Source organism: Streptomyces sp. NPDC048415 (assembly GCF_040651675.1).
Classification (GTDB): Bacteria; Actinomycetota; Actinomycetes; order Streptomycetales; family Streptomycetaceae; genus Streptomyces.
The window spans coordinates 106962-119377 of the sequence record NZ_JBEZKJ010000011.1 but is presented as its reverse complement, the minus strand read 5'-3'; the positions used below and the strand labels follow the sequence as shown (position 1 = coordinate 119377).

The following is a 12416-nucleotide window of genomic DNA, read 5'->3' as shown; positions in this document are numbered from 1 at the left end:
GATCAGGCGTGCGCACGCGCGGGTTGTCCGGTTAAAGCGACCTGCCAAGGTGTGGCAGAATGGCTAGCTGTACTCGACAGCCGCACAGGACCCCTCTCTCCTCCGGCTGACGCGTCCATCGGGCACTCGGGTACCGCAACCCCACGCGGCAATCTCGCCGTGCCCAACCACGTCAAGACCAGGAGACACCACTTCCGTGGCAGTCAAGATCAAGCTGAAGCGTCTGGGCAAGATCCGTTCGCCTCACTACCGCATCGTCGTCGCCGACTCCCGTACCCGCCGTGATGGCCGGGCCATCGAGGAGATCGGTCTGTACCACCCGGTGCAGAACCCCTCGCGCATCGAGGTCGACTCGGACCGCGCGCAGTACTGGCTGGGTGTCGGCGCGCAGCCGACCGAGCCGGTTCTCGCCATCCTGAAGCTGACCGGTGACTGGCAGAAGTTCAAGGGCGAGCCCGCCCCTGCGCCGCTGCTCGTGGCCGAGCCGAAGGCCGCGCGCCCGTCGTTCGACGCCCTGGGCGGCGACGACGAGGGCAAGGGTGAGGCCATCACCCAGAAGAAGAAGGCTGAGAAGAAGGACGAGGCCGCCGCCGAGTCCGCGTCGACCGAGGCCTGAGCATGCTCGAGGAGGCTCTCGAGCACCTCGTGAAGGGCATCGTCGACAACCCCGACGACGTGCAGGTCGCCTCGCGCGACCTGCGCCGCGGGCGCGTTCTCGAGGTCCGGGTCCACCCCGACGACCTCGGCAAGGTGATCGGCCGCAATGGCCGCACCGCGCGCGCTCTGCGTACCGTCGTGGGCGCCATCGGCGGCCGCGGTGTCCGTGTCGACCTCGTCGACGTGGACCACGTCCGCTGACGTGACAGGCAGCACCGGCTCGGGCCGGGGAGGGCTTACGAGCCTTTCCCGGCCCGTAGTCGTATCGACAGGAGATCAAGCACAGTGCAGCTGGTAGTCGCTCGCGTCGGCCGCGCCCACGGCATCAAGGGCGAGGTCACCGTGGAGGTACGTACGGACGAGCCGGAACTCAGGCTCGGGCCCGGTGCCGTCCTGCTCACCGACCCGGCCTCCGCCGGACCGCTGACCATCGAGACCGGCCGCGTGCACAGTGGCCGTCTCCTGCTGCGCTTCGAAGGCGTACGGGACCGCAATGCCGCCGAGGCGCTGCGCAACACCCTCCTGATCGCCGAGGTCGACCCGGACGCGACGCCGGACGACCCGGACGAGTACTACGACCACCAGCTGATGGACCTGGACGTGGTCATGGTCGACGGCACCGAGGTCGGGCGGATCACCGAGATCTCACACCTGCCCTCGCAGGACCTCTTCGTCGTGGAGCGCCCCGACGGCACCGAGGTACTGATCCCGTTCGTCGAGGAGATCGTCGTCGAGATCGACCTGGCGGAGCAACGGGCCGTCGTCGACCCGCCGCCGGGACTGATCGACGACCGGGCCGAGGTCGCCGGCTCGCGGGACGCCTCCGGAGAAGACGCCTGATGCGGCTCGACGTCGTCACGATCTTCCCCGAGTACCTCGAACCCCTCAACGTCTCGCTCGTCGGCAAGGCACGCGCGCGTGGGCAGCTGAATGTGCACGTGCATGATCTCCGGGAGTGGACGTACGACCGTCACAACACGGTCGACGACACCCCGTACGGCGGCGGCCCCGGCATGGTCATGAAGACCGAGCCCTGGGGCGACGCCCTGGACTCCGTCCTGGCGGACGGCTACGAGACGGGCTCCCACGGGCCCGCCCTGGTGGTCCCCACGCCCAGCGGGCGCCCCTTCACCCAGGAACTCGCCGTCGAGCTCTCCGAGCGCCCCTGGCTGGTCTTCACGCCCGCGCGCTACGAGGGCATCGACCGCCGCGTCATCGACGAGTACGCCACCAGGATGCCCGTCTACGAGGTGTCCATCGGCGACTACGTACTCGCCGGCGGCGAGGCGGCCGTACTCGTCGTCACGGAGGCGGTGGCGCGACTGCTGCCGGGCGTCCTCGGCAACGCCGAGTCCCACCGGGACGACTCCTTCGCCCCCGGGGCCATGGAAAACCTCCTGGAGGGGCCGGTGTACACCAAGCCCCCGGCGTGGCGCGGCCGCGAGATCCCCGAGGTGCTGCTCAGCGGCCACCACGGGAAGATCGCCCGCTGGCGCCGCGACGAGGCCCTGCGCCGTACGACGGCGAACCGGCCCGACCTCATCGAGCGCTGCGACCCTTCCGTCTTCGACAAGAAGGACCGCGAGATGCTCTCGATCCTGGGCTGGCAGCCGGGCCCCGACGGCCGATTTTGGCGCAGGCCAGAGGCCGTGGAAGAATAGGCCGCTGTTGTACGTCGTCCGGCGTGCGCCCCTGCCGCAGGGGGACACGACGCCCGCCCCGACGCGGCAGCACCCTCTTGGAAACTATCTCCCGTTGATGACCTGTGGCATCAACGAAGAAAGCAGACGAAATGTCTCACCTGCTCGACACCGTCGACAGCGCGTCGCTGCGCAGCGACATCCCGGCCTTCCGCCCGGGTGACACCGTCAACGTCCACGTCCGCGTCATCGAGGGCAACCGCTCCCGTGTGCAGCAGTTCAAGGGCGTAGTCATCCGCCGCCAGGGCGCCGGCGTCCGCGAGACCTTCACGGTCCGCAAGGTCTCCTTCTCTGTCGGCGTCGAGCGCACCTTCCCGGTGCACACCCCGATCGTCGAGAAGATCGAGCTCGTCACCCGCGGTGACGTGCGTCGCGCCAAGCTGTACTACCTGCGCGAGCTGCGCGGTAAGGCCGCGAAGATCAAGGAGAAGCGCGAGCGCTGAGCTCGCGCGCGGGGTCACAGCGCGGCCGGATAGCATCTGGCCGCGATGGACACCGAAGCACGGCATGTGGAGCGCGACCGCTCCTCCCGCCCTTCCGTATCCGAGGAGATCTCGGACACAGAGGGGCCGGAGGGACGGTCGCGCTTCGCGTTGGTGGCCCGGATCGCCGACTGGCTGCCGGGTGGGCGGATCACCCTGACCGCGCTGGTCTGCCTTCTGTTTCTGCTGCTCGTCAGTACCTTCGTCGTGCAGCCGTTCAACATTCCCAGCGGCTCCATGGAGTCGCGATTGAGGATCGGGGACCGCGTTCTCGTAAATAAGTTGGCGTACCGTTTCGGTGCCGAGCCGCAGCGGGGCGATGTCGTCGTGTTCGACGGCACCGGATATTTCGGGAACGCCGACTACGTCAAGCGTGTCGTCGGTGTGGGCGGAGACCATGTGGTCTGCTGCGACAAGCAGGGGAGGCTCGAAGTGAACGGCCGGTCGGTCGACGAGTCGACGTTTCTGTATCCGGGGGACAGCCCGTCCGACGTGCCCTTCGACGTCATCGTGCCCGACGGCACCCTCTTCCTCCTGGGCGACCACCGCAGCCGCTCCAGCGACTCCCGGGACCACCTGGGCTCGCCCGGCGGCGGCATGGTCCCCGTCGGCGACGTCATCGGCAGAGCCGACTGGATCGCCTGGCCGGCCGACCACTGGACCCGGCTGACGCGTCCCGACGTCTACGCGCGCGTGCCGGTCGCGGGCGGTGCCCATGGGTAACCGTGGCAAACCGCGCGGGGCCCCGACCAGCGCCGCCGACAACCTGCTGCCCACCGGTACCCGGCGGGCCTCCGGGGGCGCGGCCCGGCCCAGCCGCGTCGAGCGGCGCAAGCTCGCCCGCAAGATCAAGCGGCGCAGGCGGCGCTCGGCGGTCAAGGAGATACCGCTCCTCGTCGGCGTCGCGGTGCTGATAGCCCTGGTCCTCAAGACCTTCCTCGTCCAGGCCTTCGTGATCCCGTCGGGCTCCATGGAGAACACGATCCAGATCGGCGACCGTGTCCTGGTCGACAAGCTCACCCCCTGGTTCGGCTCCAAGCCCCAGCGTGGAGACGTCGTCGTCTTCAAGGACCCGGGGGGCTGGCTCACCGCGGAGGAGACCAAGAAGAAGGACGACCCCGTGGTCGTCAAGCAGGTCAAGCAGGGGTTGACCTTCATCGGTCTGCTGCCCTCCGACAATGAGAAGGACCTCATCAAGCGGGTCATCGGCGTCGGCGGCGACACGGTCAAGTGCTGTGACACGCAAGGCCGGGTGACCGTCAACGGCACGCCGTTGAGTGAGCCCTACATCCAACCCGGCAACAAACCGTCCGAGTTCGCCTTCGAGGTGAAGGTGCCTGAGGGACGCCTGTTCGTCATGGGCGACCACCGGGCCAACTCCGCCGACTCCCGCTACCACCGCACCGACAAGTTCAGCGGCACCGTCTCCCAGAAGTCGGTCGTGGGCCGGGCCATGCTCATCGGCTGGCCCATCGGTCACTGGACCCGCCTGAAGGAGCCGAACACGTTCGCGACCGTGGCCGACGCGCCTGGAGGGTCGAACTCCGCTCTCGCTCTGTCGCATAGGGTGGCTCCTGCGGATCCAGACGGATTGATCCCGCTCCCGACCCCTGCGGAACTCCCGCTCGTTATGGGAGTGGTGGGCCTGCGTCGAAGACGACGCGGGCGGCGGCACGGAACTGAGGAGTGGATGTGGGGGATGTGGCGGTCGGCGCACGGTCCGGACACGAAGGTCCCGAAGGGCAGCCGGAGCGGCCCGACGATTCGGCAGCCCCGGCCGTAGAGGGCGTATCGAGCTCCGGGAGTGAGTCCGAGGACGGTGACGCTTCGACCGAGCGCGCCGAGCAGGACGCGAAGTCCAAGAAGCAGCGCTCCTTCTGGAAGGAGCTGCCGATCCTCATCGGCATCGCCCTGGTGCTCGCGCTGCTCATCAAGACCTTCCTGGTGCAGGCGTTCTCGATCCCCTCGGACTCGATGCAGAACACCCTTCAGCAGGGCGACCGCGTCCTGGTCGACAAGCTGACCCCCTGGTTCGGCTCCGAGCCGGAGCGCGGCGAGGTCGTCGTCTTCCACGATCCCGACAACTGGCTGGCGGGCGAGCCCACGGCCAACCCGAACGCCCTGCAGACGGTCCTCAGCTGGATCGGCCTGATGCCGTCCGCCGAAGAGAAGGACCTCATCAAGCGGGTCATCGGCGTCGGTGGCGACACCATCCAGTGCAAGGGCACAGGCCCCCTGACCGTCAACGGCAAGGCGCTGAACGAGGCGTCGTACGTGTACGCGGGGAACACCCCGTGCAGCGTCGACGAGGAGGGCGGCCAGTTCAAGGTCAAGGTGCCCAAGGGCATGATCTGGGTGATGGGTGACCACCGCCAGAACTCGCGGGACTCCCGCTACAACCAGGCGGACAAGAACCACGGCATGGTCCCCGTGGACAAGGTCGTCGGGCGCGCCATCGTGAAGGCCTGGCCCATCAACCGCTGGGGCACCCTCCCGGTCCCGGACACCTTCGGCCAGACCGGCCTGAGCAGCCAGGCGGCGGCCGCCGTCACCTCGCCGGGCGCCATGGCGCTGGTGGGCGCGGTGCCGCTGGTGCTGGTGCGGCGCCGCAGGAAGGCGTCCAAGTAACGCCCTGAAGTGTCTCCCGGGGCCGGTCGGCTCGGATTCGTCCGAGCCGGCCGGCCCCTTCTCGTCGGGAGCCGGGATCGTGATCAATCCATGGGCTGACCTCGGACCGTACCCCCGGGTAAGGTGCGGACCCATGGGTGGCGAGAGCACAACACGTACGGCCCCGCGCGGCGGTGGCGCCAGCAAGGGCACAGCGGGCGGCCGCATCGGACAGAGACTGTCCGGACTGGCCGTCGCGCTGGGCCTTGTGCTGTTTCTCGGAGGGTTCGTGTGGGGGGCGCTGGTCTACCGCCCGTACACCGTGCCCACCAGTTCGATGACGCCGACGATCGACGCGGGTGACCGGGTGCTGGCGCAGCGCGTCGCCGGGAGCGACATCAAGCGCGGCGATGTCGTCGTCTTCAAGCAGTCGACCTGGGGCGACGTGCCGATGGTCAAGCGCGTGGTAGCCATCGGCGGGGACAAGGTCGCCTGCTGCACCGGCGGGAAACTGACCGTCAACGGGAAGCAGATCGAGGAACCGTATCTGCCCAAGGGCTCGGCGGCCGAGCTGACCGGCATCCCGAGCGTCACGGTCCCGGACGGCAACCTGTTCCTGCTCGGCGACGAGCGAAGCGGCTCCCTGGACTCCACGGCCCACCTGACGGACTCCGCCAGCGGCACCGTGCCGCGCGGAGCCGTCAAGGGACGCGTCGACGCCGTCGTGTGGCCCATGAACGGCATGCTCCAGCGGCCGACCGGCTTCGAGGCGCTGGGCTCCCTCTCCCAGCCAGGGCCGCTGCGGCTGATCATCGGCGCGGTCATCGCCGGAGCGGTGCTCGTCCTGGGCGGTGCGGCGTACGGTCCGATCGCCAAGCGCGCCGGCCGGCGGGACCGCGCGCGGACGGAGCTCGCGGGTGCCCGCTGAGGACGTGGGTGGCCCTCGCAAGGTCGCTCGCGTAGTGCTGCTCGACCCCGAGGAACGCATTCTGCTGCTGCACGGGCACGAGCCGGACGATCGTGCGGACGACTGGTGGTTCACGCCCGGCGGCGGCCTCGAGGGCGACGAGACGCGCGAACAGGCCGCACTGCGGGAACTCGCCGAGGAGACAGGTATCACCGAGGTCGATCTGGGCCCGGTGCTGTGGCGGCGGATGTGTTCCTTCCCGTTCGCGGGGCGCCGCTGGGACCAGGACGAGTGGTACTACCTGGCCCGTACGACCCAGACGGCGACGGTGGCCGCGGGGCTGACGGACCTGGAACGGCGCAGTGTCGCCGGAGCGCGTTGGTGGACGTGCCAGGAACTGACCGAGGCACATGAGACGGTGTATCCGACCAGACTCGCCGAGCTGCTGCGCAGGGTGCTCGACGAAGGTCCCCCGGCCACGCCCGAGGTCCTCGACACCGAAATCGTCTAGGGGCTCGCGGGGCTGGCGCACAATAGGGGGACGCACGGCTGAAGGGGAACATGCCATGAGCGCCGAGGACCTCGAGAAGTACGAGACCGAGATGGAGCTGAAGCTCTATCGGGAGTACCGCGATGTCGTCGGTCTGTTCAAATATGTGATTGAGACCGAACGGCGCTTTTACCTCACCAATGACTACGAGATGCAAGTGCACTCGGTGCAGGGCGAGGTGTTTTTCGAGGTGTCCATGGCGGACGCCTGGGTGTGGGACATGTACCGGCCCGCCCGATTCGTTAAGCAGGTACGGGTACTCACGTTCAAGGACGTGAATATCGAGGAGCTGAACAAGAGCGACCTGGAGCTGCCGGGCGGCTGATGACCTGCGGTAATCGCTCGTGCGGGTGAGGGAGTTTTCCCCAACCGTTCGCTTGTCCACCAAGATCCAATAGCAAGTCGAAGTGGCCTCAATGTTGGCGCCGGAGGTGGTGCCGACATGAGCACGGGCAATGCACGCAGTGCACTTGGCAGGTATGGCGAGGATCTGGCCGCGCGGCGGCTGACCGAGACTGGGATGACGGTTCTGGCGCGCAACTGGCGCTGCGGCAGGAGCGGCGAGATCGACATCGTGGCCCGCGACGGCGACGCACTGGTCGTCTGCGAGGTGAAGACCCGCAAGACAGGTGCCTTCGAGCACCCGATGGCGGCCGTCACACCGGCCAAGGCCCAGCGCCTGCGCGGCCTGGCCGAACGCTGGCTCCAGGAACACGGGGGAGCGCCACCCGGCGGCGTCCGCATCGACCTGATCGGCGTCGTCCTCCCCGATCGCGGCGCGCCCGTGGTCGAGCACGCGCGGGGGGTGGCCTGATGGGATTCGCGCGTACGTGCTCGGTGGCCCTGGTCGGGGTCGAGGGCGTGGTGGTGGAGGTTCAGGCCGACCTGGAGCCGGGCGTCGCGGCCTTCACCCTGGTCGGCCTCCCCGACAAGAGCCTGACGGAGAGCCGGGACCGGGTCCGGGCCGCGGTGGTCAACTCCGGCGCTGAATGGCCCCAGAAGAAGCTGACCGTGGGGCTGAGCCCGGCCTCCGTGCCCAAGGGCGGTTCCGGTTTCGATCTCGCCGTCGCCTGCGCGGTGCTGGGCGCTTCCGAGCGCATCGATCCCCGCGTGCTCGCCGACATCGTGATGATCGGCGAGCTGGGGCTGGACGGCCGGGTCCGGCCCGTCCGGGGCATCCTGCCGGCAGTGCTCGCCGCGGCCGACGCCGGATATGAGCAGGTTGTGGTGCCGGAGTGCGCGGCCGCCGAGGCCTCGCTGGTGCCCGGCGTCTCGGTCCTGGGGGTCCGCAGCCTGCGCCAGCTGATCGCGGTGCTCACGGACGAGCCGGTCCCCGAGGAGGAACCCGACGAGCAGGGCCGCCCGGATCCGCTGTTGGCGGGCCTGCGCGTGCCCGGCACGGGGGAAGCCACCGGCCTGTGCGGCATCGCGGTGCCGGAGCACGACGGGGGGCACGACCTCGCCGACGTGGTCGGCCAGATGTCCGCGCGGACCGCGATGGAGGTCGCGGCGGCCGGCGGACACCATGTCTTCCTGCAGGGGCCACCCGGTGCGGGCAAGACGATGCTCGCCGAGCGGATGCCGTCGCTCATGCCGCGCCTGTCCCGGCAGGAATCCCTGGAGGTCACGGCGATCCACTCCGTCGCCGGTCTGTTGCCACCGGGCAAACCGATGGTGGACGTCCCGCCGTACTGCGCTCCCCACCACTCGGCGACCATGCAGTCGCTCGTCGGCGGCGGCAAGGGGCTCGCGCGGCCCGGCGCGGTCTCGTTGTCGCACCGAGGCGTGCTCTTTCTCGACGAGGCACCCGAATTCAGCGGTTTCGCGCTCGACGCCCTGCGCCAGCCCCTGGAGGCCGGACATGTGGTGATCGCGCGCAGCGCCGGTGTGGTGCGATTCCCGGCGAAGTTTCTGATGGTGCTGGCCGCCAACCCCTGTCCGTGCGGGCGCTTCAGCGCGGTGAACGACTTCTGTGAGTGCCCGCCGTCCTCCGTCCGCCGCTATCAGGCAAGGCTCTCCGGGCCGCTCCTCGACCGGGTCGATCTACGCGTGGAGGTCGAGCCGGTCACCCGGTCGGAGCTGACGGCTCGCGGGGTACAGGGCGAGTCGACGCGCACGGTCGCCGACCGGGTGAGCGCCGCCCGCGAGCGCACCGCCGCCCGGCTGACGGGGACCCCTTGGCATACCAACAGCGAGGTGCCGGGACGCGAGCTGCGCAGCCGCTGGCAGGCGCTGCCGGGAGCGATGGACGAGGCCGAGCGCGGACTGGAGCGAGGTGTGCTGACGGCCCGTGGACTGGACCGGGTGCTCCGGGTGGCCTGGACCGTCGCCGACCTCTCGGGACACGACCGACCCGATGCCGGGGATGTCGCCCTGGCTCTCCAGCTCCGCACCGGAATCCCGCGAGGGGTGCCGATGATGATCGGTTCGCCGACATGACGGACGACGAGCGCATGGCCCGAGTCGCCCTCGCCGGCGTCATCGAACCCGGTGACGAGGTCGGCGGGCGATGGCTGCGGGAGTTCGGGGCCGTGGAGGTGGCGCGGCGGCTGACGGAGGGAGGAGAGCCGCTGCCGGGGGTGAGCGGAACGCGGTGGGAGGGACTGCGGGGGCGGGCCGGCCGAGTGCGCCCGGAGCAGGACCTGGCCCGTGCCCGGGCCGCCGGAGTGAGATATATCTGCCCCGGTGAGCCCGAGTGGCCCGCCCAGCTCGACGATCTGGGAGACGCCCGACCCACTGGGCTCTGGGTGCGCGGGCGGCCCAGCCTGCGGATATGGGCGCTGCGCTCCGTCGCCGTCGTCGGAGCCCGGGCCTGCACGGAGTACGGCGCCCACATGGCGGCCACCCTCGGCGCGGGGCTCGCGGAGCGAGGCTGGGTGGTGGTGTCCGGCGGCGCCTACGGCGTGGACGGAGCCGCACACCGGGGAGCCCTCGGGGCAGGCGGCGCCACGGTCGCCGTGCTGGCCTGCGGCGTTGATCGGCCCTACCCCCGCGGACACACGGAGCTGATCACCAGGATCGCGGAGCAGGGTCTCGTGGTGGGCGAGTTGCCACCAGGTGACCACCCGACGCCGAGCAGATTCATCCTCAGGAACAGGGTCATCGCGGCGCTCACCCGGGGCACCGTGGTCGTCGAGGCGGCCTATCGCAGCGGTGCGCTGGTCACGGCTCGGGCGGCCCACCGCCTCGGGCGGTTCACCATGGGGGTGCCGGGTCCCGCCACGAGCGGGCTGTCCGCCGGGGTGCACGAACTGTTGCGCGGGGAAGCGGTGCTGGTCTCCGACGCCGCGGAAATCGCCGAGCTGGTGGGCGACATGGGCGAGCTGGCCCCGGACCGGCGCGGGCCCGTACTGCCGCGCGACCTGCTGGAGCCCGGCGCCGGACGCGTACTGGCCGCCCTGCCGGCGCGCGCTCCGGCAGCGGCGGAGGAGGTCGCCCGGGGTGCCGGGACCACCGTGGACGACGCGGTCGGGAGACTGTACGAACTCCGAGCACTTGGTTTCGTCGAACGACACGGCGATGGCTGGAAGTTGACACGCCAGGCGATGATCTCCCTCCGCCACGATCGGAGAGACTGCTGACCGAGCGTGTTCGGCCGTCCGGGGGAACGCCGAAAGCCTTGCGAATTCCCGCAGTTGGCGTCTCCCGGCGGTCACGCAGGGCGACGGTGGTGATGTTCGGGCGCGCCTCGTGGGATGTCCCCGCGTGCGGGTGATCCCCTGTTCTTCGCGCACTGCGACACGACAGTCACGCTACGCTCACGAGGATTCCGACTCAGACAGGCGATCTCGGCATCAGGCCGACAGCTCAAACAGCTCCCCTAGGCACTCCCAGTTCACGGCAGAACGGCACAAGGCGACGAATGCCCCAGCACACCTCCGGGTCCGACCGGGCGGCGATCCCGCCAGCCGCCCGCGACGGCGGCAGCGTGCGCCCGCCCGCTCCCTCGACGCTCGACGAGCTGTGGCGGTCGTACAAGGCGACGGGTGACGAGCGGCTGCGGGAACAGTTGATCCTGCACTACTCACCCTTGGTGAAGTACGTCGCGGGGCGGGTGAGCGTGGGTCTGCCGGCCAATGTCGAGCAGGCGGACTTCGTCTCGTCGGGGGTGTTCGGGCTGATCGACGCGATCGAGAAGTTCGACATCGAGCGGGAGATCAAGTTCGAGACGTACGCGATCACCCGGATCCGGGGCGCGATGATCGACGAGCTGCGTGCGCTGGACTGGATCCCGCGGTCGGTGCGGCAGAAGGCGCGCAATGTGGAGCGGGCCTACGCGACGCTGGAGGCGCGGCTGCGACGAACCCCCTCGGAGGGCGAGGTGGCCTCGGAGATGGGCATCGGGGTGGAGGAACTCCACGCGGTGTTCAGCCAGTTGTCGCTGGCCAACGTGGTGGCGCTGGAGGAGCTGCTGCACGTCGGCGGCGAGGGCGGTGACCGGCTGAGCCTGATGGACACGCTGGAGGACACCGCGGCCGACAACCCGGTCGAGGTCGCCGAGGACCGGGAGCTGCGGAGATTTCTGGCTCGGGCGATCAACACCTTGCCCGACCGGGAGAAGACCGTGGTCACGCTCTACTACTACGAGGGCCTCACGCTCGCGGAGATCGGCAATGTGCTCGGGGTGACCGAGAGCCGGGTGAGCCAGATCCACACCAAGTCGGTGCTCCAGCTGCGGGCGAAGCTGGCGAGTTTCGGCCGCTGAGCCCGACGGGGGCGCCGCGCTGAATCGTCCCTGCCCTTCTCGACTCGCACCTGCTCCTCCGGTCGGGGTGGGTGGAGTGGCTGCCGTCCGGGGCGGTCCCTCCGTACAGTGGTTGACGTGCCAAGGATTCGAGCGGCCTCCGTGGCCGAGCACCGGTCGATGCAGCGAGCCGCCCTGCTGGACGCGGCGCGGTCCCTGCTGTCCGAGGGCGGCACGGAGGCGCTGACCTTCCCGGCTCTCGCCGAGCGCACGGGGCTCGCGCGGTCCTCCGTGTACGAGTACTTCCGGTCGCGGGCGGCCGTCGTCGAGGAGCTGTGCGAAGTCGACTTCCCCGTCTGGGCGGCGGAGGTCTCGGCGGCGATGGAGCGGGCGGACGGCCCGGAGGGCAAGGTCGAGGCCTACGTCCGGCAGCAGCTGGCGCTGGTCGGGGACCGGCGGCATCGCGCCGTGGTCGCCATCTCCGCGAGCGAGCTCGACTCCGGGGCGCGGGAGAAGATCCGCGCCGCGCACGGCGGGCTCGTCGCGATGATCGTCGAGGCGCTCGGGGAAATCGGGCACGGGGAGCCGCGGCTGGCCGCGATGTTGCTCCAGGGTGTGGTGGACGCCGCCGTGCGGCGGATTGAGCTCGGTGCCGCGGAGGATCCGGCCGCCATTACCGATGCGGCGGTCTCCATGGCTCTGCGGGGCGTTCGGGGCTGAGGCTCTGTTTCTGGGCCCCCGGCGTCGGGGCTGAACTCCGGGTGGGCGCCTCGCAGGTGCTTGCAGGATGCCGCTGTGCCCACCCGTACCGCCCTGGCAGGACGATTGC

The 12416-nt window shown here is 69.9% G+C and carries 15 protein-coding genes and 1 pseudogene; all 16 read left to right on the top strand.

The genetic code is table 11. The features are described from left to right. Positions 1–196: 196 nt before the first annotated feature. Entirely contained in the window at positions 197–616 is a 420-nt protein-coding gene (gene rpsP / locus AB0D27_RS11015) for a 30S ribosomal protein S16 (RefSeq protein WP_362505314.1), read from the top strand. A gap of 2 nt (positions 617–618) precedes the next feature. Next, on the top strand, positions 619–858 hold the full coding sequence (locus AB0D27_RS11010; protein WP_005479813.1) for an RNA-binding protein: 240 nt from the start codon (positions 619–621) through the stop codon (positions 856–858). An 84-nt stretch (positions 859–942) separates the two neighbouring features. Then, on the top strand, positions 943–1497 hold the full coding sequence (gene rimM, locus AB0D27_RS11005) for a ribosome maturation factor RimM (RefSeq protein WP_362505311.1): 555 nt from the start codon (positions 943–945) through the stop codon (positions 1495–1497). After that, the gene (gene trmD, locus AB0D27_RS11000; RefSeq protein WP_362505308.1) at positions 1497–2318 is read left to right on the top strand and encodes a tRNA (guanosine(37)-N1)-methyltransferase TrmD; all 822 of its coding nucleotides are present in this window, start codon (positions 1497–1499) and stop codon (positions 2316–2318) included. The genes rimM and trmD overlap by 1 nt, the downstream gene beginning before the upstream one ends. A 131-nt stretch (positions 2319–2449) precedes the next feature. After that, positions 2450–2800: a 50S ribosomal protein L19 gene (gene rplS / locus AB0D27_RS10995; protein ID WP_362505305.1), complete on the top strand. Its 351-nt coding sequence runs from the start codon at positions 2450–2452 to the stop codon at positions 2798–2800. A 45-nt stretch (positions 2801–2845) separates the two neighbouring features. Further along, a complete protein-coding gene (gene lepB, locus AB0D27_RS10990; RefSeq protein WP_362505302.1) occupies positions 2846–3562 on the top strand; it encodes a signal peptidase I in 717 nt (238 codons plus the stop codon). Further along, positions 3555–4647: pseudogene (lepB, locus tag AB0D27_RS10985) on the top strand (signal peptidase I). Before lepB (AB0D27_RS10990) ends, lepB (AB0D27_RS10985) begins: the two are co-directional and overlap by 8 nt. Beyond that, positions 4532–5467, top strand: a complete 936-nt coding sequence (lepB, locus tag AB0D27_RS10980) for a signal peptidase I (protein ID WP_362505299.1) — start codon at positions 4532–4534, stop codon at positions 5465–5467. The pseudogene lepB (AB0D27_RS10985) and the gene lepB (AB0D27_RS10980) overlap by 116 nt, the downstream one beginning before the upstream one ends. A gap of 133 nt (positions 5468–5600) precedes the next feature. Beyond that, positions 5601–6374, top strand: a complete 774-nt coding sequence (gene lepB / locus AB0D27_RS10975; protein ID WP_362505296.1) for a signal peptidase I — start codon at positions 5601–5603, stop codon at positions 6372–6374. Further along, positions 6364–6864, top strand: a complete 501-nt coding sequence (locus AB0D27_RS10970; RefSeq protein ID WP_362505293.1) for an NUDIX hydrolase — start codon at positions 6364–6366, stop codon at positions 6862–6864. Before lepB (AB0D27_RS10975) ends, AB0D27_RS10970 begins: the two co-directional genes overlap by 11 nt. 55 nt (positions 6865–6919) lie before the next feature. Next, entirely contained in the window at positions 6920–7228 is a 309-nt protein-coding gene (locus AB0D27_RS10965; protein WP_003965949.1) for a DUF2469 domain-containing protein, read from the top strand. Positions 7229–7345: 117 nt separating this feature from the next. Next, complete coding sequence (locus AB0D27_RS10960) at positions 7346–7717, top strand: YraN family protein (protein WP_362505290.1); 372 nt, start codon at positions 7346–7348, stop codon at positions 7715–7717. Beyond that, positions 7717–9342, top strand: a complete 1626-nt coding sequence (locus AB0D27_RS10955; protein WP_362505287.1) for a YifB family Mg chelatase-like AAA ATPase — start codon at positions 7717–7719, stop codon at positions 9340–9342. The genes AB0D27_RS10960 and AB0D27_RS10955 overlap by 1 nt, the downstream gene beginning before the upstream one ends. Continuing rightward, positions 9339–10484 (top strand): DNA-processing protein DprA, encoded by a 1146-nt coding sequence (dprA, locus tag AB0D27_RS10950; protein WP_362505284.1) that lies wholly within the window; start codon positions 9339–9341, stop codon positions 10482–10484. Before AB0D27_RS10955 ends, dprA begins: the two co-directional genes overlap by 4 nt. Positions 10485–10765: 281 nt before the next feature. Next, on the top strand, positions 10766–11608 hold the full coding sequence (whiG, locus tag AB0D27_RS10945; RefSeq protein WP_330307583.1) for an RNA polymerase sigma factor WhiG: 843 nt from the start codon (positions 10766–10768) through the stop codon (positions 11606–11608). A 141-nt stretch (positions 11609–11749) separates the two neighbouring features. Next, entirely contained in the window at positions 11750–12307 is a 558-nt protein-coding gene (locus AB0D27_RS10940; RefSeq protein WP_362505356.1) for a helix-turn-helix domain-containing protein, read from the top strand. Positions 12308–12416 lie beyond the last annotated feature (109 nt).

What these genes read in the sequence shown, in the direction of transcription:
- AB0D27_RS11010 (WP_005479813.1), top strand. Translation starts at nt 619, where the DNA reads ATGCTCGAGGAGGCTCTCGAGCACCTCGTGAAGGGCATCGTCGACAAC.
- trmD (WP_362505308.1), top strand. Translation starts at nt 1,497, where the DNA reads ATGCGGCTCGACGTCGTCACGATCTTCCCCGAGTACCTCGAACCCCTC.
- rplS (WP_362505305.1), top strand. Translation starts at nt 2,450, where the DNA reads ATGTCTCACCTGCTCGACACCGTCGACAGCGCGTCGCTGCGCAGCGAC.
- lepB (WP_362505302.1), top strand. Translation starts at nt 2,846, where the DNA reads ATGGACACCGAAGCACGGCATGTGGAGCGCGACCGCTCCTCCCGCCCT.
- lepB (WP_362505296.1), top strand. Translation starts at nt 5,601, where the DNA reads ATGGGTGGCGAGAGCACAACACGTACGGCCCCGCGCGGCGGTGGCGCC.
- AB0D27_RS10965 (WP_003965949.1), top strand. Translation starts at nt 6,920, where the DNA reads ATGAGCGCCGAGGACCTCGAGAAGTACGAGACCGAGATGGAGCTGAAG.
- AB0D27_RS10960 (WP_362505290.1), top strand. Translation starts at nt 7,346, where the DNA reads ATGAGCACGGGCAATGCACGCAGTGCACTTGGCAGGTATGGCGAGGAT.
- AB0D27_RS10955 (WP_362505287.1), top strand. Translation starts at nt 7,717, where the DNA reads ATGGGATTCGCGCGTACGTGCTCGGTGGCCCTGGTCGGGGTCGAGGGC.
- dprA (WP_362505284.1), top strand. Translation starts at nt 9,339, where the DNA reads ATGACGGACGACGAGCGCATGGCCCGAGTCGCCCTCGCCGGCGTCATC.
- whiG (WP_330307583.1), top strand. Translation starts at nt 10,766, where the DNA reads ATGCCCCAGCACACCTCCGGGTCCGACCGGGCGGCGATCCCGCCAGCC.